Origin of the sequence: Micromonospora sp. NPDC048930 (genome assembly GCF_043197935.1) — a bacterium.
Taxonomy (GTDB): domain Bacteria; phylum Actinomycetota; class Actinomycetes; order Mycobacteriales; family Micromonosporaceae; genus Micromonospora.
Window position 1 is genome coordinate 401,453 of the sequence record NZ_JBICUB010000001.1, and the last position, 17,563, is coordinate 419,015.

Consider the following 17,563-nt stretch of genomic DNA (forward strand, 5'->3'; position numbering starts at 1 on the left):
CGCTCTCGGCGCAAGCGCTCCCACCCCTTACCCCGGCCGCCCGGAGCGGGCATGATGCCGACATGGGCACGCCGACGACACGACCCGCCACCCTCGACGACGTCGCGCGGGCGGCCGGGGTCTCCCGCGCCACCGCCTCCCGGGTGCTCGGCGGCTACGGGTTCGCCTCCCCGGACGCCCGGGACCGGGTCACCGCCGCCGCCGAGCGGCTCGGCTACGTGCCGAACACCGCCGCCCGGGCGCTGGTGCGCGGCGGCGGGGTACGCCTCGTCGTGGCCGTCGTGGGCCGGGACGACACCCTCTACGACGACCCGTACGTGGACCGGGTGGTGAGCGCGGCGGCCCGGGTCTGCGCCCCGCACGGGGTCGGGGTGAGCCTGGAGTGGCTGTCCCGGCAGGTCCCGTCCGACCTGCGCCGGCTCGGCGAGGACCGGAGCGTCTGCGGGATGCTCCTGGTCAACACCACCCAACCGGTGCTCGACGCGGTGCCCGCCGGGCTGCGCGGCCGGGTCGCCTCGATCGGCATCGGCTCCCCCACCGTCCCGTCCTTCGACGTGGACAACGCCGGGGGCGCCGCGGAGGTGCTGCGCCACCTGTACGCCCGGGGCCACCGGCGGATCGCCATGGTCACCGGTCCCCGCTGGCTCACCTGCGCGGAGCGGTCGGTGACCGCGTACCGGTCGCTGATGCGGGCGGCGGGGCTGCCGGAGCGCGTGGTGACCGGCGACTTCACCGCCGCCCGGGGCGGCCGGGCCGCGTTGGAGGTGCTCGACCGCTGGCCGGACACCGACGCCATCTACGCGGCCAGCGACGCCACCGCGTTGGGTGCGATCGCCGCGCTGCGCGGGCGCGGCGTCGAGGTGCCGCACGACGTGGCGGTCGCCGGCTTCGACGACATCCCGTACGCGGCGGTGAGCAGCCCCGCGCTGACCACCGCCACCCACCCGGTCGCCCGGATCGCCACCGCCGCCGCCACCGCCGTGCTGGAGGAGCGGCATGCGCCACCGGTGACCGCCTTCCCCTCGACGCTGGTCGCCCGGGAGAGCGCCTGACCCGCGCGGTTGGACCGGCGGCAGCCGGGTAACCGATCGGCCGCGACGGGCCGGCGCCGGCGGCCCGACCGACGACGAGGGGGCCAGGACGAGGTGACCGAGCCCGCACCGCCGCACCGGCTACCCGAGGAGGGGCACCGGCACGGCCGGCTGAGCGCCCACGCGACCGTGGTGGCCGAGCCCGCCCCGCCCGGCACGTCGCCGGTGGCCGATCCGTGGGCCGGCCGGCCGGGGCTGCGGCACGTGCCGCCGGGCGACGGGCCGTACCGGCTGGTGGTGCTGCTCCACGGCGCCGGCGGATCGGCCCGGCAGGGCCTCGACCTGCTGCTGCCGCTGGCCGACGCGCACGGGCTGCTGCTGCTCGCCCCGCAGGCCACCGCGAGCACCTGGGACCTGATCGCCGAGGGGTACGGGCCGGACGTCGCCCGGATCGACGCGCTGCTGGCCGAGGCCCTCGGGACGTACCCGGTGAGCGACGTGACGTTCGGCGGGTTCTCCGACGGGGCCTCGTACGCCCTCTCCCTGGGGCTGACCAACGGCGACCTGGTCGACGCGGTGCTGGCCTTCTCCCCCGGCTTCGCCGCGCCGCTGGTCACCCACGGCCGGCCGCGGGTCTTCGTCTCGCACGGCGACGACGACCGGGTGCTGCCGGTGGACATGTGCAGCCGGCGGCTGGTCCCCCGCCTGCACACCCTCGGCTACCCGGTGGAGTACGCCGAGTTCGGCGGCGGCCACGAGGTGCCGGCGGAGATCCGGCGGCGGGCGGTGGACTGGCTGGTCGGGGTCAGCGGCCCGGCCCGCTGACCGCCGCGTCGACCCGGCTGAGCACCGTGGCGTCGTCGTCGACGCCGACCCCGCGCAGCAGGTCGATGGCGGTGGCCCGGACCTGCCCGATGATCATCGCGAGGGGCAGGGTCTGCCCGGGGGTGAAGAGCCGGCCCGCCGCCCGGACCGCCTCCAACGCGGCGACGTCCGCCCGCTCGGCATGGGTGTCGGCGATCCGGTCCTGCCCGGCGAGGTCGGCGGCGAGCGCGTCGCCGGCCGACCGGACCGCCTCGGCCAGGGTCCGTACGGCGCCGCCCAGCTCGGCGGACACCGGCGCCGGGCCCCGGGTGAGGGTGACCGCGGCACGCGCGAGGACCCGGACGTTGCGCACCGCGTAGTCGATCTGGCGGATCGAGCCCTCCACCGTGCGCAACCGGCCGAGGTGCTCCCGGCGGCGCAGGTGGAGCCGGAGCGCCTCGCCCGCGGCCAGCACCGCGCCGCGCAGCCGCTCCACCCCGGCGTCGGCGTGCCGGGCCCGCTCCAGCGCGGCCAGCGCCGCCTCGTCGTCGCCCCGGTCGAGCGCGGCGGCGATCTCGTCGAGCACCCCGGCCAGTTCCTCGAAGGTGTGCCGGAACTCGGCGACCAGCGGGGCGAGCGGCCGGCGGGCGTCGATCAGCTGGCTCGCCACCACCGCCACCCCGCCGCCGATCAGCGCGTCGACGAACCGGAACGGGACCAGCGACTCGGTGGGCGGCGCGACGACGACCAGGTAGAGGGCGGAGACGGCGGCCTGCACCACCGTGACCGAGCTGGCGCCGATCGCCACCGCCAGGGACACCGTGAGCAGGATGACGGTGAAGACCGTCCAGGTGGTACGCGGGCCGAGCGCCTGCACCACCAGGTCGGCGACGAGGACCCCGGCGGCCACGCCGAGCACCACCTCGACGGCCCGGCGTATCCGCTGGCCACGGGCCTGGCCGAGCACGATCAGCGCGGCGGCCGGGGCGAAGAACGGCTGCGGGTGGCCGACCAGCCGGGCGGCGAGGATCCAGGCGACGGTGGCCGCCAGGGTGGCCTCCAGGACCGGCAGCCAGCCCCGTCGCAGCCGCCCGGCGGCCTCCCGGACGGCCGTCGCGGGTCGCCGCGTGGTGGCGGCCCCGCCGGGCCGGAGTGGTCGGACCCTGCCCCACCACGTCATCGTCGTCGCCTCCCGTCGCCTCGACCCACCATCCTGCGCCCCGGCGACCGGGTCGGCAGCGGTCGGCGCCACTGCCCGGCGGTGGTCCCGCTCACCGTGGCACCGTCCGGCCGAGGACCGACGCGGGTCGTCCCGCGGCGACCCGGCGGGGACCGGGGATCAGCCGGCCAGGGGCGAGCCGGCGGCGACCAGCTCGGCGTACTCGGGGGAGGCGAGGAAGCGGGTGAGCACCTCGGCCGTGCCCAGGGTGTACGGCCGGCCGTCCAGCACCTCCGCCGGGGTGGTGAAGACGATCGCCGCTCCCTCGCCGACCACCACGTCCTCCTGCCGGGCGGTGGTCGGGCCGTAGAAGTAGTGCTTGACCCGGTTGGTCTCGGACAGCTCCTGGACCGCGAAGAGCCGCAGTGACGCCTCCGGACGCAGCCCGGTCTCCTCCCACAGCTCCCGGACCGCCGTCTCCTCGGCGGTCTCCCCGGGCTCGCCGTGCCCGCCGGGCAGCCCCCACACGTTCGGGAAGTAGGTCGCGTGCTCGTCGCGGAGCTGGATCAACAGCCGGCCGGCGGGGTCGACCAGCATGACGGCGGAGACAGGGTGCATCCCGCCAACCTAGTCGGTCCCGGGTGGGGCGGGACTTCGGACCCTTCCGGCCACCGCCGCCCGGGTCCCCAATGGAGGGGGAAAGGAGGCGGCGATGACCACCCACCTCTGGGACCGGCACCTCCGGTGGATGTACCGCACGGGCCGGCCGAACGCCCTCGCCCGGTTCCTGAACGGTCTGTCCGCCCGGCAGTACGCGGCCGGGCTCGGTCCCGGGCACTGGGTCACGCTCGAGGTGCCGGGACGGCGCAGCGGGCGGACCGTCGCCGTACCGCTGGTCGTCGCCGACCATGACGGCGGGCGCTACCTGGTGGCGATGCTCGGCGAGCGGGCCAACTGGGTGGCCAACGTCCGCGCCGCCGGGGGCCGGGCGGTGCTGCGGCACGGCTGGCGGGAGTCGGTCCGGCTGGTCGAGGTGCCCGTGGCCGACCGGCCGCCGATCCTGCGCCGGCACCTCGCCCTCGCGCCCGGCGCGCGGCCGCACGTCCCGGTGGACCGGCACGCTCCCCTCGCCGATTTCGCCCGGGTCGCCGCCGCCCTCCCGGTCTTCCGGATCACGCCGGACCGGCCGCCGGGCGAACCGCCGGGCCGGAGCGGGTGAGACCGGGGCCGGGGTGCGCCCCGACGCCGGGCGGCGTGGTCGGCGAGAGCGCCAGCCTGGCCGGCACCGCATCCTGTCGCGTCATCCCGGCCAGCATCCCCGGCGCCGCCGCTGCCCACAACCGATTCGCGAACCGAATTGATCTCGGCGGTAAACGGGAAAATGGTCAACCCCTCAGAATATCGATCGCCTGACTTTTGCGGGTCGGCCGAATGGGAGGGGTGGCCGGTAAGATCGGCGACAAGGCTGTGACTGATCGCTGACTGCTCAGTGTGAAACAGATCACACACACTGTGCGCATGAATACGGGACTCCGCCGCAGCCGGGCATTGCGCCTCGCGGTGTGTCTCGCCCTCGTGGCGGCGCTGAGCGGCTGCATGCAACTCAATCTCGGGTTGACCGTGAACCCCGACGACACGGTCAGCGGCCAACTCCTGGTGACCGCCGACAAGAACCTGCTCAAGGACCGGAACCCGGACGTCCAGACCGCCTTCGCCGACATGCGTCGGCAACTGCCCGCGCTACCCGCCGGCGACGAGATCCGGTACGAGGACGCCCGCTTCTACGGCGTGCAGGTGGCGTACCGGAACAAGCCGCTGTCGCAATTCACCAGCGACAGCTTCAGGCTGGTCCGCACCGGCGACCGGTACCGTTTCTCCTTCTCCCTCGATCCCGACAGTTACGCCGGGAAAGTGCCCGAACAGAATGCGGGGACCCGGCGCGCCTTCGTCAAGTTGATGTCGTTCGAGATATCGGTGACCTTCCCGGGCCCGGTGCTGTCCAGCAACGGCACGGTCAACGGCCGCTCGGTGAGCTGGAAGGTGGACACCAACCAGGACAAGCCCGCCGAACTGGTCGCCGAGGCGGAGGCGCCGGCGCGGGCGTCGGCCGGCCCGGCCGCCGGCAACGGCTTCCCCTGGCTGCTGGTGGTCGGCGGCGTGGTGGTCCTGCTGCTGGTCGCCGTCGTCGTACTCCTCCTGCTGCGCCGCCCGCACCCCACGGCCGGCCCGGGCGCGACCCCCGCCGCACCCGCCACCGACCCGGGCGCCGCCGCACCGGCCGCCACCGACCCGGCCGCCGCACCGGCCGCCACCAGCCCCGCGCCGGCGCCCCGGACCGACCGTCCGGCCTGACCCGGCGCGGTGCCACCACCCCGGGCGGACGGACCGCAGGCCCGGCCGCCGCACCTCACCCCACCCCGATCGCACCACCGCACCAGCCGAAGGGAGATCGCCGTGAACGATCTCTTCACCTGGGCCGCACTGGGCAGCCTGACCGGCGCCAGCGCCGCCACCCTCCTGGCCACCAACGTCATCGGCGGGCTGATCGGCCCGGGCGGCGACAAGGCCCGCAAGTGGATCGCGCTGGGCATCGCCCTGGCGCTGTCGTACCTGACGGCGGCGTTCGCCGACGACGCCGGACCGGAAAAGTGGATCATCGCGTTCTTCAACGGGCTGGTCATCTTCTCCGCCGCCCTCGGCATCAACCAGCTGCCGCCCGGCAACCGGCAGGCGACGAGCCCGTCGCCGACCCAGCTCGCGCAGGGACGCGAGCCCCGCTACATCCGCTCGTGGGTCTGAGAGAGGTGACCCCCATGATCTTCGGCATCATCAGCGCCGCCGTCCACATCGTCCTCGGCGCCCTGCTCGGCCAGCTGGCCGGCGGCCTCGTCGGCCTGCTCGTCGGGGCGGTCGTCGGACTCCTGATCGGTGCGCCCTTCGGCTGGGCGGTCGCCTCGGCCGGCACGTACGGCGCGGACGCGAAGGGCATCTTCCTCTTCGTGGTCGACCACACCTGGAGCCTGCTCAACACCGCCGTCGGCGCGCTCTACCTGGCCCTGCACCTGGTCTTCGGGCACCAGCTCGACCGGGTGGTCTCCCAGGCCAGCGGCCGGGTCAACGTGGTCGAGGGCGTCTCGCCCCGGTACGCCACCACCATCGGCACGGTCTGCGCCGGCTCCAGCCCCGGCATCCAGCGGCACGAGGACGTGCACATCCTCCAGGCCCGGCTGCTCGGCCCGCTCTACCTGCTGCTGGTCGGGCTGAACTACGTGCTGTTCACCATCGCGCCGGTGTGGCTGCTCTGGCACGACCACACCAACGCGCCGATCAACCGGTTCACCCGCTACTTCGAGATCGGCGTCTACCCGCACGTGTGGAACGAGGCCATCGCGTACCGGATCCAGGGGACCCCGCCGCGATGACCGGTGCGATCGAGGCGGCCGTCGCGGACCTCGCGGCCTGGCTGACCGGGGCGGCGGGCGACCCCGTCCCGGTCGGCCCGCCCCGCGACGACCCGGCCGGCGGCCTCACCGTCTGGCCGCTGGAGCTGCGGCCGGCCCGGCAGACGGCGGGCAGCAGTGGGGCGCGCGAGCCGTACCGGTTCGTGGTCCGGCTGCTGGTCGCCGGCGCCGGACCCGCGGCGCTCACCGCGCTGGACCGGGTGCTCGCCGCCGCCGCGGCCGCCGGCGAGCCGGAGGTGGTGCTCACCGCCGGCGACCCGGAGCTGTGGCGGGCCTTCGGGGTCGTGCCCCGGCCCGCGCTGCTGGTCGACGTGCCGGCGCAGATCGCCCGGCCGGTGCCGGCCGCGCCGCCCGTGCGGCACCCGCTGCGGCTGCGGCAGCTGGACATGCGCACCCTCGACGGGCGGGTGGTCGGGCCGGACCGGCAGCCGCTCGCCGCGATGCGGGTCGAGATGGTCGGCACCCCGTACGCCACGGAGACCGACCACGCCGGCCGGTTCCGGCTGCTCGGCGTCCCGCATGACCCGGAGGCCCCGGACCGGCCGGTGCGGGTGCGGCTGGTCGGGCGGGGCCGCACCCTCACCGCCGACCTCGACCCCGCCGACCCCGACCTCGTCATCGTCTGCGCTCCACCGGCCGACTGAGCCGGCTCCTCAAGGGAGGACCGATGCCCAACTACTTCTCCCCCGGCATCTACGTCGAGGAGGTGCCCAGCGGCGCCCGCCCGATCGGCCCGGTCGGCACCAGCACCGCCGCCTTCGTCGGCGTCGCCCCGGACCGCACCGCGCACGTCGACCAGGCGCTCGCGGTCAACAGCTGGTCGGAGTTCCTCCGCCTGTACGTCACCGGGGACCACCTGGAGAGCACGCCGCTCGCGCGGGCGGTCTTCGGCTTCCTCGACAACGGCGGCACCCGCTGCTGGGTGGTCAACGTCGGCGAGAGCGGCCGGCTCATGGGCACCGGCGGGCGGCGCGGCGGGCTGCAGCGGCTGGAGGCCATCGACGAGATCTCCATCCTCGCCGCGCCCGGATACCACGACCCGGTCTCCCACGAGGCGCTGATCAGCATGGCCGAGCGGCTGCGCACCATGGTGGCCATCTGCGACCCGCCGCCGGACGTGGCCGACATCGCCACGCTGACCCGGGTCGCCCGGCCGGACGGCGGCAAGCCCGCCGGCAAGCCCGGCGACGCAGCGCCCAAGCCGGCCGACGACGAGGACGGGCCGGACGGCGACCGGCCCCGCGAGTCGAGCTTCGCCGCCTTCTACTACCCGTGGATCAAGGTGCGCGACCCGCTCAGCGGCGACCTCGTGCTCACCCCGCCGAGCGGGCACGTGGCCGGCATCTGGGCGCGCACGGACGCGCTGCGCGGGGTGCACAAGGCCCCGGCCAACGAGCCGGTACGCGGCGCGGTCGACCTCGCGTACCTGGTCACCCGCCCCGAGCACGACGTGCTCAACCCCAAGGGGGTCAACGTCATCCGCTACTTCGCCGGGGAGGGGATCCGGCTCTGGGGCGCCCGTACGCTCGCCGCCGAGGCCAGCGAGTGGCGGTACCTGAACGTCCGGCGGCTCTCCATCGCCATCGAGCAGGCCATCGCCAACGGCACCCGGTGGATGGTCTTCGAGCCGAACGACTACACGCTCTGGCGATCGATCCGGCGGGACATCGGGGCGTTCCTGACCCGGGTGTGGCGGGACGGGGCGCTGCTCGGCCGGACGCCGGAGGAGGCGTTCTTCGTCAAGTGCGACGAGGAGACCAACCCGGCCGACGTGCGCGACGCCGGGATGGTGGTGGCGCACATCGGCATCGCGGTGGTCAAGCCCGCGGAGTTCGTGGTGTTCAAGCTGAGCCAGTGGGCCGGCGGCACCGAGACCGAGACGATCGGAGGCTGACATGCCGACCACGGCCACCCCGCAACCGGGCGCCCCCGTCGACCCGTACCGGGCCTACCACTTCAAGCTGCTCATCAACGGCATCACCAACGGGCACTTCACCGAGGTCAGCGGCCTGGAGGTGCACATCCCGTCGGTGACGTACAAGGAGGCCGGCAACGAGCGGATCCGGGCCGTTCCCGGCCAGGCCGAGTACGCCCCGGTCACCCTCCACTTCGGCCTCACCCGGTCCCGGGAGCTCTGGGACTGGGTGAACGCGGCGGCGAAGGGCACGGTCAGCCGGCGCAACGTCTCGGTGGTGCTGCTCGACCCGGCCGGCACCGCCGAGGTGCTCCGCTGGAACATGATCAACGCGTGGCCGACCCGGTGGCGGGGCGCCCACCTCAACACCCTGGCGCAGGAGATCGCCATCGAGGCGCTGACCCTGGCGTACGAGGGGCTGGAACTGGAGTCGGGCAGTGCGGCCGCCCCGACGTCCGCGTGACTGGCTGGCCCGGGCGCTGCGGTCGGCCGCCGACCGCCTCGCCCCGCCCGCCGTCCCGCAGCCCGCGCCCGCGCCGGTTCCGGCCCCGCCGCCGGCCCACCGCCCCGGCGAACCGCCCGACCACTGGCTCCGCCTGGTCGCCGCCCACGCCCCCGGCCTCCTCCACGACCTCCCCCACACCCCGCCCTCCCTTGTCGATCAAGGAGTTTCGGTCGGATCCGGCCCGTCGGGTGACGCAAACCCCTTGATCGACGGGAACGACGGGCCGGACCCGGACGGGTGGGACGAGGACGGCGCGGCGGGCGGGGAAGCCGGCCGCACGACACGGGAATTCGGCGCGCCCTCCAGGTGGGCGCGGGCGGATGGGGGGTCAGCGCGGCGATCGGACCCGGTCGGATCCAGCCGGCACGCCAGTGAGTCTGGGCGGCCGGCCTCCGGGTCGGCCTGCCGGGTCGAGTCGACGTCCGATCGGGTTCCGCCGGATCCCGCCGAACCGCCCGAGGAGAACGGCGACGTGCGCTGGGACCTCGCCAATCGCGGTACCGAACCGGAAGCCGGCCCGGGAGCGTCCGGACGGAGCCGGACCCCCGGAGCGGGCGGCAGCGACCAGCCGCCCGTGGGCCTCACCGGAGCCTCCGCGCCCCTTGGCGTGCAGCGCGCCCGGTCCCGTCACGGCGATGGCACCCCGCCGACCGCGGACGGCATCGGGCACCCCGGGTCCGCGCCCACTGGCAACGCCCGGCGGTCGGGGTCCGGCCACGATGTCGCGTGGTCTCTCGGCCGGCATTCCGGCGGGTCGGCCGGGCACCGCGGGGACGCGGAGCGGCCGCAACCCCCGGCACCCCGCGCCGGGCCGGACGACGACCACCCCCGACCGGACCGGCCGGTGTCACCGGGTCGCCCGCCGGGCGGGCCGCCCCACTCGCAGCGGCAGGAGGTTCGGCCCCCCGCCGACCCGCCGCGGCCCGGCCGCGTGCCAGCGCCGGATCTTCGGGTGCGTCTGTCCTCGCTCAGAGAACAACACCCGCACCCGCACCCGGTGCGCAGCGATCGGGTGGGCGCGGCCGGCCCCCCGGCCGCCGCGCGGGGTCCGGAGTGGATCGGGACGACGGACGGGCCCTGGCCGGCACTGCCCGACGAGGTCGCCGGGCCCGGCCGAGCCCTCGCCGCGTCCGGGGCGGAACGCCGACCCGGGCGGGACCCGTGGCCGGCGCTGCCCGACGACCGGGAGCTGTGGCTGCCGGCGGTGGGCGTGCCCGACGCCGCGCGGCTGCGCCGGCTCGACCGGGAACAGGCGGGTGGGTGATGGAACGCGTCGCCTTCCTCGTGGACGAGTCCGGCACCCGGGTGGACTGCCTGCTCAACCCGGAGACCGTGCAGGTCACCCGGCTCGCCGGGGTACGCCCCCGGGGCGCCCCGGACGGCCAGCTCACCGGGGTGGGCCTGGCCGACGACCCGCTGGTCTTCACCGGCGGCGGGCGTACCGAGCTGGTGCTGGACCTGCTCTTCGACACCGATTTCGTGGAGACCCAGGTACGCCCCGAGGACGTCCGCGCCCTCACCCGTCCGCTGTGGATGCTGGCGGAGAACTCCACCGTCGAGCACGGCTGGCTGCGCCCCCCGCTGGTACGGCTGGTCTGGGGCAAGACGTGGAACGTGCCCGGCGTGATCGTGGCGATCGCGGAACGCTTCGACGCGTTCACCCGCACCGGCACCCCCCGCCGCTCCTGGCTGCGGCTGAAGCTGGTCCGGGTGGCCGAGAACGCCGAGTCCGCCCAGGCGGGCTTCGAGGAGGAGCTGGCCGCGGCGAGCACCCCGCTGCCGCCCGGCTCGGCCGTGGTCGCCGCGGCGGACGGCGCGGCCGAGCCGGGCTGGTCCGGGGTGCGCTTCGACCTGCTCGCCCACGACGCGCTCGGCTCGCCCCTGCGCTGGCGGCTGCTCGCCGAGCACAACCGGATCAGCGACCCGCTGACCGTTCCGTCCGGCACCGCCCTCGCCGTCCCGCCGGTCACCGCCACGGTGGCCACGCCGCCCGCCGGGACCCGAGGTGCGCCGTGAACCGGGCCACCACCGTGACCGTCGACGGCACTCCGCTCGCCGACCCGCGCCGGCTGCGCGGCGTGCGGGTCGCCGCCCGCCTGGACCAGCCCACCCAGTGCGAGCTCACCCTCGCCACCGCGCCGGGCGCCGCCGCCCTCGACCCGCCGGTACGCCCCGGCGCCCGCCTCGACGTACGCCTGGACGGCCGACCCGACGCCCTGTTCACCGGCGAGGTGACCGGCGTCGAGGTGGAGTACGCCGCCGACGGCGCCGCCCTGCTGCGGATCCGGGCGTACGACCCGCTGCACCGGCTGCGCAAGCGGCAGGAGCTGCGGGTGTTCGAGTCGGTGACCGCGGCCGACCTGGCCACGGCGCTCTGCGCCGACCTCGGCCTGACCGTCGACGCGGAAAGCGACGGACCCCGCCTGGACCGGCTGCTCCAGCACCGGCACACCGACCTGGAGCTGCTACGCGAGGTCACCGGCCGGGCCGGGCTGCACCTGGCGGTCGACGGCGACCGGCTGCGCCTGCTCACCCTCGACGGGTACGGCGACCCGGTCCCCCTCGCGCTCGGCGACACCGTGCACGCGCTGCGGATCGCGGAGAACCTGGACCGGGCCGGCGGGGAGAGCGTCGCCCTCGGCTGGCACCCGCAGCGCGCCGAGCCGCTGCGCCAGCAGGCCGACGAGGCCCGCTCCGGCCGGCGGGTGCCGCTGCGTCCCGAGCCGGGCGAGGTGGGGGCGGACGGGGTCCGTACCGTCGTCGACCAGCCCGGCCGCAGCGACGACGAGCTGGCCGCGCTGGCCCAGGCCGGACTGGACGCCCGGGTCGCCGCCCTGGTCACCGTGACCGGGACGGCCGAGGGTGACCCGGCGCTGCGCCCCGGCCGGCGGATCGCGCTGGCCGGCGTCCCCGACCCGGTCGCCGGGGTGTACGTGCTCACCGAGGTGGTGCACACCGTCGACGCCAACGGCCACCTGACCCGCTTCTCCACCGAACCGCCCGAGCCGCCGCCGGCCGCCGCGCCCGCCCCGGCCACGGTCACCCTCGGCACGGTCACCGACGTCGACGACCCCGACCGGCTCGGCCGGGCCCGGGTGACCCTGCCCGCGTACGGGGACCTGGACGCGGGCTGGCTGGCGGTGGTCTGCCCGGGCGCGGGCCGCGGCAAGGGCATCGTCGCGCTGCCCGACCCGGAGGACACCGTGCTGGTGGCCCTGCCCGGCGGCGAGCCGGCGTCCGGCATCGTGCTCGGCTCGCTCTTCGGCGCGATCGAGCCGTACGACGCGGGGATCGTGTCCGGCCGGTCCCGGCGCTGGTCGATGCGGACCGGCACCGGCCAGTCGATCGTCATCGACGACGACGGGCGCACCCTGCGGCTGGCCACCGACGCGGGCAGCTTCGTCGAGCTGCGCCCCGAGCTGACCACCGTGCACGCGGCCGGTGACCTGGTGCTCTCCGCGCCCGGCCGGGCCATGGTGGTCCGCGCCCGGACGGTCGACTTCCTGCAGGCGACGGCGACCGAGGACCCCGACACCGCCGCCGCCCAGGCCCGCTCCCTCGCCCGCGCCCACGGAGGTGGCTGATGCGCTGGATCCACCGGGACTCGCTGATCACCTGCGACCACGACGGCCGGGTCGCCAACCGTCCCTCGCAGCGGTGGGTGACCGTGCGGGGCGTGCCGGTGCTGGTCGAGGCCGACCCGGAGGGGCGGGACATCACCGCCTGCCCGAACTACGGCCCAACCATCAAACCCTGCGCCACCACATTGGCGGTGAGCGTCGGCTACAGCGCCTGGCTGCGGGTGGACGGCCACCGGGTGGTGCTGTCGAACCTGGACGGGCTCACCGACGGCACCCCGCCCGGGCTGGTCCACCACACCGTCCGCGACCCGCGGCAGACCTTCCTGGGGGCCGACGCATGAGGGCCTTCCGCTTCGTCGGCGCCGGCTTCGACGCCGGGCGCGCAGGCGGTCTCGCGCTGACCGCCGCCGGCGGGCTCGCCATGACCGACGGCGACGAGACCGTACGCCAGGCCCTGTTCCTGCTGCTGTCGACGACCCCCGGGGAGCGACTGATGCGCCCCGGGTACGGCTCCCGGCTGCACCGGCTGGTCTTCGCCCCCAACGACGACACCACCGCCGGCCTGGCCATCCACTACGTCCGGCAGGCCATCCGGCGGTGGGAGCCCAGGGTCGAGGTGATCGACGTGGACGCCGGGCCCGACCCGGACGACCCGTGGCGGCTGGTCATCCGGCTGGACTACCGGGTGCGGGCCAGCCTCTCCCCCGGCCAGCTCGTGTTCTCCGTCGACCTGCTGCCCGACGACGACCCGGACGACCACGCCGAGGAGGTCAGCTCATGACGCTGCCGGTGCCGCACCTCGACGACCGCGCCTTCCTCGACCTGGTCACCGAGGCGCGGGAACGGATCCGCCGGTCCTGCCCCGACTGGACCGACCTGTCCGCGCACGACCCGGGGATGGCGCTGCTGGAGGCGTTCGCGTACCTGACCGAGGTGATGATCTACCGGCTGAACCAGCTGCCGGAGAAGGCGTACGTGGCCTTCCTCAACCTGCTCGGGGTCGCCCGGCACCCGCCCACCGCCGCCTGGGCGGACGTCCGGTTCAGCCGGACCGGCCCGGACCGGGGCGCGGTCCGCATCCCCGCCGGCACCCGGGTCGCCGCCGCCCGCGGCGCCGACCCCCGGCCGGTCGTCTTCGTCACCACCGAGCCGGCCCTGCTGCCCGCCGGGGAAACCGAGGTGACGGTACGCATGCACCACTGCGAGCCGGTCGAGGCGGAGCTGCTCGGCACCGGCACCGGGCAGGCCGGCCAGGTTTTCCGGGCCGCGCGGGCCCCGCTCGCCCGGACCGCCGAGGCCCTGGACCTGCTGCTCGGGGTGGAGGTGCCGACCGGCGCGGTGGAGCTGGGCGCGGCGGCCCGCGAGCACGAGGGGCGCACGTACGAGATCTGGCGGCCGGTGGACAGCTTCGCCGGCGTCGGCCCGCAGGCCAAGGTGTACCTGGTCGACCGCGCCTCCGGGGTGGTCACCTTCGCGCCCGCGCTGGACCTGCGTCCGCCGTCCGGGGCGGGCGTCGAGGGGGCGTCCGGCCCGGGCTCCGGCGGGCCGGCGGGCCGGCCCGGGGCGTCGCCGGGCGGGCCGACCACGGTGGCGGCGGTGCCGCCCGCCGGGCGGCAGATCCGGCTCTGGTACCGGTGCGGCGGCGGGCCGGCCGGGAACGTGGCGGCGGGCACGCTGACCAGCCTGCGCGACCCGCTGCCCGGGCTGAAGGTGGAGAACCCGGCGCCGGCCGGCGGCGGCCGGGACCTGGAGGCGCTGGAGTCGGCCCTGGCGCGCGGACCGTACGAGTTCTTCGCCCAGCAGCGGGCCGTCACCGCCCGGGACTACGAGATCCTCGCCGCCGGATCCGGCGCGGTGGCCCGGGCCCGGGCGTTCACCCGGGCCGCCGTCTACAGCTTCGCCCGGCCCGGGGAGGTCGAGGTGGTGCTGGTGCCGTACGTGCCGGACCAGGCCCGCCCCAGCGGCCGGCTGCCGGTCGACGTGCTGCGCGAGCACGAGGTGGCGGAGGCCCGGCGCGGGGTGGAGGCCGACCTGGAGCGGCGCCGGGCGCTGGGCACCGCGGTGCGGGCCAGCTGGGCCCGCTACAAGGCGGTCTCCATCCGGGCGCGGGTGGTGGTCCGGCGGGAGGAGGACGTCGACGCGGTCCGCCGCCGCATCCACGACCGGCTGCACCAGACGCTCAGCCCGCTGCCCACCCCGCTCAACCCGACCGGTTGGGCGTTCGGCGAGCCGCTGCGGGCCTCCAACGTGTACCGGATGCTGGAGCACGCCGAGCCGGGCGTGCGGTACGTCGAGTCGGTCCGGTTCGTGGTGGACGAGGCGCCCGACGGGCAGGTGCGCACCCTCGCCGTCGACCAGTACCAGCCGGGCACCTGGTACGCCGGGCGCGGGCCGGTCCTGTTCCGCTCCACCAACGCCGGGGCGGGCTGGGAGCCGGCCGGCCGGTTCGACGCGGAAACCGTGGTCCGGGTGGTCCCCGCACCGGCCCCGGTACGCCCCGGCATCGTGCCCCGGGCCGGCTCGGTGGCCGTGGTCACCACCCGGGACTCCGGTGGCTCCCGGGTGCGGCTGAGCACCGACCTCGGGGAGACCTGGACCCTCCTGACCGACCTGGACTCCCGGGTGCAGGACCTGGCCTGGATCGACCGGGACGGCGCGGGGGCGCTGCTGCTGGCCACCGACACCGGGCTGTTCGAGGTCTCCCTGCTGCCCGGGGCGGTGCCGTTGCAGATCCTGGTCGACCCGGCCGACGCCGACCGCGGCTTCTACGCCGTCCGGGCGTTCGTCTCGGAGCGGGGCGCGCCCGGGGTCGCGGTGGCCGCGCAGGCCGGGTACGGGGTCTACCTCTCCACCGCCGCCGGCCGGCCCGGCACCTTCGCCCACGTCGGGCTGGCCAACGTGGACAACCGCGTCCTCGCCGTGCAGTACGACGGGCCGGCCACCCTGCTGTGGAGCGGCGCCGGCGAACCGGACCCGAAGAAGCCCGGGCAGGGCTGCCACCGGACCCGGCTGTTCGAGTCCGACGTCAAGTGGCAGGCGGTGCAGGCCGGCTGGATCGGCGGCACCTGCCGGGACCTCGCGTTCAGCGGCACCCTGGCGGTCGCCGCCACGCAGAGCGGCGGCGTGGTCCGGCTGGACACCCTGGCCACGCAGCCGCAGTGGCAGCCGGTGATGGTCAACTGCGGCCTACCGCTGCGGGACCGGACCCGGTTCGTCCCGGTCGACGCCATCGCCGCGATCCCCGGGCCGGACCGGCTGATCCTCGCCGGTGGTGAGCGCGGCGTCTACCGCAGCGGCGACGCGGTCGACTGGGCGGCCAGCGCCAACCAGGCCACCGCCGACGTGGTCACCGTTCCCGGCACCTGGCTGCTCTGCTCCGGCGAGCACGACATCGAGGTGGTGCGGCAGGATGCGCCGAGCGGCGATTGAGCGGCTGCTGCCGGCCGCGTACCAGCGGGCCGCCGGCCCGGGCAGCGTGCTGGGCGCGCTGCTGGACGTGATGGAGGCGCTGCACGCCCCGGACGAGGCGGTGCTCGCCGACGTCGACGCGCTCTTCGCGCCGTACCGGACGCCGGACGGGTTCGTGGCGTACCTGACCCGCTGGGTGGCGATGGACCACGTGATCGCCGCGCCCCGGGCGGACGCGCCGCTGCCGCTGCCGGTGGGCCGGCTGCGGGACCTGGTCGCGCACGGCGCCCTGCTGGCCCGCTGGCGGGGCACCCCGTACGGGATGCGTACCGCGCTGGAGCTGGCCACCGGGGTGACCGGATTCGTGCTCGACGAGCCGGCGGACCGGCCGTTCCATGTCGTGGTCCGGGTGCCGCCGGTCGCCGCCGACCAGCTCGCCGTGATCACCCGGATCGTCGAGGCGGAGAAGCCTGCGGCGGTCACCGTCGAGATCGTCCCCGGTCCGGCCCGGGACCCGGCCGACCCGGGCCCCGACCCGCCCGGCCCCGGCGCCGTCCCGCTGGCGCCGGCGGCGACCGACGACCGGCCCGCGCCGGCTGAGCCCGACGCGTCGCCCGCGGCACCCGGGGTCGCGAGCGTCCGCGCGGTCGGCCGGGCGCACGTTCCCTCTCCCCGTACCCCGTCACCAGCCGTGGAGGAGCCGTCATGACCACCGAATGGGCCGTCGTCGCCGCGGCCGAGCAGTTCACCCTGGACCCGCGCAACAGCGGCGAGCTGACCTTCACCGTCTCCAACCCGGGCACGGCGCCGGACACCGTGGTCTTCGACGTGGCGCCCGGCGAGGGCACCCAGCGGGGCTGGTTCACCGTCGCCGAGCCCCAGCGGGTGGTGCCCGGCCAGGGCTCGGTGTCCTTCCTGGTCCGCCTCACCGTGCCGCCGGGCACCCCACCCCGGCGCTACGACATGACCGGGTTCGCGTACTCGGCGAACACCGCGCCGGAGGAGAGTTCCCGGTCCAGCGGCCGGGTGACGTACGACGTGAAAGCCGCCGTACCCCCGAAGCGCACGCCGTGGCCGTGGATCGCCGCCGCGGCGGCGCTGGTGCTGGTCGTGGTCGGGGTGGTCGCCTTCCTGGTGACCCGCGGCGGCGACCCGCCACCGCCCCCGCCGCAGGCGCGCGAGGTGACCCTGGAGGCGGAGAGCCTGGTGGCCGGCGCCACGGTGCAGTCGGCCGGTCCGGTCGCGGCGGGCGTGGTGGAGCAGAAGAACTGCTGCCTGGTCACCTGGTCCGGCGACGCCCAGCTGTTCTTCCTGGGCCGGTCGGTGGGCGACCGGGTGACCGTCACCGTGGACCTGCCGGCCGACGGCACCTGGCGCTTCGCCACCGTGCGCACCACGTCGTTCGACTACGCCAACACCATCTTCCTGATCGACGGCCGGCAGGTCGGCGACACCTTCTTCGGCTTCACCCCGGCCGTGGTGAAGACCGACTTCATCGACGTCGGCACGGTCACCCTGAACAAGGGACCGCACCAGGTCACCCTGGTGGCGGTGAGCAAGACGCAGGGCACCGACCGGTACTTCGCCGGCGTGGACCAGATCCGCTTCACCCAGGTCCTGGCGCCATGAGCGAGCGCAGCGAGCGAATCAGCCAACTCAGCGCGCTGGTGCCACATGGCGCCGCCGACGGCGGGGCGGC

General features: G+C 76.0%; 19 protein-coding genes. 17 read left to right on the forward strand and 2 right to left on the reverse strand.

Annotation, left to right across the window (positions count from 1 at the left end; genetic code table 11):
• Nucleotides 1–62: 62 nt before the first annotated feature.
• Together ACGFI9_RS02010 and ACGFI9_RS02015 are read left to right on the forward strand one after the other, a co-directional pair.
• On the forward strand, nucleotides 63–1,052 hold the full coding sequence (locus ACGFI9_RS02010) for a LacI family DNA-binding transcriptional regulator (RefSeq protein WP_393173870.1): 990 nt from the start codon (nucleotides 63–65) through the stop codon (nucleotides 1,050–1,052).
• A 93-nt stretch (nucleotides 1,053–1,145) separates the two neighbouring features.
• Nucleotides 1,146–1,856, forward strand: a complete 711-nt coding sequence (locus ACGFI9_RS02015; protein WP_393173872.1) for an alpha/beta hydrolase — start codon at nucleotides 1,146–1,148, stop codon at nucleotides 1,854–1,856.
• On the opposite strand, the gene ACGFI9_RS02020 is transcribed toward ACGFI9_RS02015, so the two are convergent.
• A complete protein-coding gene (locus ACGFI9_RS02020; protein ID WP_393173874.1) occupies nucleotides 1,837–3,015 on the reverse strand; it encodes an aromatic acid exporter family protein in 1,179 nt (392 codons plus the stop codon). The genes ACGFI9_RS02015 and ACGFI9_RS02020 overlap by 20 nt on opposite strands.
• Nucleotides 3,016–3,174: 159 nt before the next feature.
• On the reverse strand, nucleotides 3,175–3,612 hold the full coding sequence (locus tag ACGFI9_RS02025; protein ID WP_393173876.1) for an NUDIX domain-containing protein: 438 nt from the start codon (nucleotides 3,610–3,612) through the stop codon (nucleotides 3,175–3,177).
• Nucleotides 3,613–3,706: 94 nt separating this feature from the next.
• On the opposite strand from ACGFI9_RS02025, the gene ACGFI9_RS02030 reads away from it, so the two are divergent.
• From ACGFI9_RS02030 to ACGFI9_RS02100, 15 genes are all read left to right on the forward strand, one after another.
• The gene (locus ACGFI9_RS02030) at nucleotides 3,707–4,213 is read left to right on the forward strand and encodes a nitroreductase/quinone reductase family protein (protein WP_393173878.1); all 507 of its coding nucleotides are present in this window, start codon (nucleotides 3,707–3,709) and stop codon (nucleotides 4,211–4,213) included.
• A 299-nt stretch (nucleotides 4,214–4,512) separates the two neighbouring features.
• Complete coding sequence (locus ACGFI9_RS02035) at nucleotides 4,513–5,346, forward strand: LppM family (lipo)protein (RefSeq protein WP_393173880.1); 834 nt, start codon at nucleotides 4,513–4,515, stop codon at nucleotides 5,344–5,346.
• Nucleotides 5,347–5,448: 102 nt separating this feature from the next.
• Nucleotides 5,449–5,793 (forward strand): hypothetical protein, encoded by a 345-nt coding sequence (locus ACGFI9_RS02040; RefSeq protein WP_393173882.1) that lies wholly within the window; start codon nucleotides 5,449–5,451, stop codon nucleotides 5,791–5,793.
• 14 nt (nucleotides 5,794–5,807) lie between these two features.
• Entirely contained in the window at nucleotides 5,808–6,416 is a 609-nt protein-coding gene (locus ACGFI9_RS02045; RefSeq protein ID WP_393173884.1) for a glycine zipper family protein, read from the forward strand.
• On the forward strand, nucleotides 6,413–7,099 hold the full coding sequence (locus ACGFI9_RS02050) for a carboxypeptidase regulatory-like domain-containing protein (protein ID WP_393173886.1): 687 nt from the start codon (nucleotides 6,413–6,415) through the stop codon (nucleotides 7,097–7,099). Before ACGFI9_RS02045 ends, ACGFI9_RS02050 begins: the two co-directional genes overlap by 4 nt.
• Before the next feature lie 23 nt (nucleotides 7,100–7,122).
• On the forward strand, nucleotides 7,123–8,349 hold the full coding sequence (locus tag ACGFI9_RS02055) for a phage tail sheath family protein (protein ID WP_393173888.1): 1,227 nt from the start codon (nucleotides 7,123–7,125) through the stop codon (nucleotides 8,347–8,349).
• 1 nt (nucleotide 8,350) lies between these two features.
• Nucleotides 8,351–8,833, forward strand: a complete 483-nt coding sequence (locus tag ACGFI9_RS02060; protein WP_393173890.1) for a phage tail protein — start codon at nucleotides 8,351–8,353, stop codon at nucleotides 8,831–8,833.
• A gap of 1,039 nt (nucleotides 8,834–9,872) precedes the next feature.
• On the forward strand, nucleotides 9,873–10,139 hold the full coding sequence (locus ACGFI9_RS02065; RefSeq protein ID WP_393173892.1) for a hypothetical protein: 267 nt from the start codon (nucleotides 9,873–9,875) through the stop codon (nucleotides 10,137–10,139).
• Complete coding sequence (locus tag ACGFI9_RS02070; protein ID WP_393173894.1) at nucleotides 10,139–10,891, forward strand: hypothetical protein; 753 nt, start codon at nucleotides 10,139–10,141, stop codon at nucleotides 10,889–10,891. The genes ACGFI9_RS02065 and ACGFI9_RS02070 overlap by 1 nt, the downstream gene beginning before the upstream one ends.
• Complete coding sequence (locus ACGFI9_RS02075; protein WP_393173896.1) at nucleotides 10,888–12,459, forward strand: phage baseplate assembly protein V; 1,572 nt, start codon at nucleotides 10,888–10,890, stop codon at nucleotides 12,457–12,459. Before ACGFI9_RS02070 ends, ACGFI9_RS02075 begins: the two co-directional genes overlap by 4 nt.
• Nucleotides 12,459–12,797, forward strand: a complete 339-nt coding sequence (locus ACGFI9_RS02080) for a hypothetical protein (protein ID WP_393173898.1) — start codon at nucleotides 12,459–12,461, stop codon at nucleotides 12,795–12,797. Before ACGFI9_RS02075 ends, ACGFI9_RS02080 begins: the two co-directional genes overlap by 1 nt.
• Nucleotides 12,794–13,237 (forward strand): GPW/gp25 family protein, encoded by a 444-nt coding sequence (locus ACGFI9_RS02085; protein ID WP_393173900.1) that lies wholly within the window; start codon nucleotides 12,794–12,796, stop codon nucleotides 13,235–13,237. Before ACGFI9_RS02080 ends, ACGFI9_RS02085 begins: the two co-directional genes overlap by 4 nt.
• Complete coding sequence (locus ACGFI9_RS02090; RefSeq protein ID WP_393173902.1) at nucleotides 13,234–15,885, forward strand: putative baseplate assembly protein; 2,652 nt, start codon at nucleotides 13,234–13,236, stop codon at nucleotides 15,883–15,885. The genes ACGFI9_RS02085 and ACGFI9_RS02090 overlap by 4 nt, the downstream gene beginning before the upstream one ends.
• Nucleotides 15,866–16,573, forward strand: coding sequence for a phage tail protein (locus ACGFI9_RS02095; RefSeq protein ID WP_393173904.1), 708 nt, complete (start codon nucleotides 15,866–15,868; stop codon nucleotides 16,571–16,573). The genes ACGFI9_RS02090 and ACGFI9_RS02095 overlap by 20 nt, the downstream gene beginning before the upstream one ends.
• Nucleotides 16,570–17,493 (forward strand): hypothetical protein, encoded by a 924-nt coding sequence (locus tag ACGFI9_RS02100; protein ID WP_393173906.1) that lies wholly within the window; start codon nucleotides 16,570–16,572, stop codon nucleotides 17,491–17,493. Before ACGFI9_RS02095 ends, ACGFI9_RS02100 begins: the two co-directional genes overlap by 4 nt.
• Nucleotides 17,494–17,563 lie beyond the last annotated feature (70 nt).

What these genes read in the sequence shown, in the direction of transcription:
- ACGFI9_RS02010 (WP_393173870.1), top strand. Translation starts at nt 63, where the DNA reads ATGGGCACGCCGACGACACGACCCGCCACCCTCGACGACGTCGCGCGG.
- ACGFI9_RS02020 (WP_393173874.1), bottom strand. Translation starts at nt 3,015, where the DNA reads ATGACGTGGTGGGGCAGGGTCCGACCACTCCGGCCCGGCGGGGCCGCC.
- ACGFI9_RS02025 (WP_393173876.1), bottom strand. Translation starts at nt 3,612, where the DNA reads ATGCACCCTGTCTCCGCCGTCATGCTGGTCGACCCCGCCGGCCGGCTG.
- ACGFI9_RS02030 (WP_393173878.1), top strand. Translation starts at nt 3,707, where the DNA reads ATGACCACCCACCTCTGGGACCGGCACCTCCGGTGGATGTACCGCACG.
- ACGFI9_RS02035 (WP_393173880.1), top strand. Translation starts at nt 4,513, where the DNA reads ATGAATACGGGACTCCGCCGCAGCCGGGCATTGCGCCTCGCGGTGTGT.
- ACGFI9_RS02045 (WP_393173884.1), top strand. Translation starts at nt 5,808, where the DNA reads ATGATCTTCGGCATCATCAGCGCCGCCGTCCACATCGTCCTCGGCGCC.
- ACGFI9_RS02050 (WP_393173886.1), top strand. Translation starts at nt 6,413, where the DNA reads ATGACCGGTGCGATCGAGGCGGCCGTCGCGGACCTCGCGGCCTGGCTG.
- ACGFI9_RS02055 (WP_393173888.1), top strand. Translation starts at nt 7,123, where the DNA reads ATGCCCAACTACTTCTCCCCCGGCATCTACGTCGAGGAGGTGCCCAGC.
- ACGFI9_RS02060 (WP_393173890.1), top strand. Translation starts at nt 8,351, where the DNA reads ATGCCGACCACGGCCACCCCGCAACCGGGCGCCCCCGTCGACCCGTAC.
- ACGFI9_RS02070 (WP_393173894.1), top strand. Translation starts at nt 10,139, where the DNA reads ATGGAACGCGTCGCCTTCCTCGTGGACGAGTCCGGCACCCGGGTGGAC.
- ACGFI9_RS02080 (WP_393173898.1), top strand. Translation starts at nt 12,459, where the DNA reads ATGCGCTGGATCCACCGGGACTCGCTGATCACCTGCGACCACGACGGC.
- ACGFI9_RS02085 (WP_393173900.1), top strand. Translation starts at nt 12,794, where the DNA reads ATGAGGGCCTTCCGCTTCGTCGGCGCCGGCTTCGACGCCGGGCGCGCA.
- ACGFI9_RS02090 (WP_393173902.1), top strand. Translation starts at nt 13,234, where the DNA reads ATGACGCTGCCGGTGCCGCACCTCGACGACCGCGCCTTCCTCGACCTG.
- ACGFI9_RS02095 (WP_393173904.1), top strand. Translation starts at nt 15,866, where the DNA reads ATGCGCCGAGCGGCGATTGAGCGGCTGCTGCCGGCCGCGTACCAGCGG.
- ACGFI9_RS02100 (WP_393173906.1), top strand. Translation starts at nt 16,570, where the DNA reads ATGACCACCGAATGGGCCGTCGTCGCCGCGGCCGAGCAGTTCACCCTG.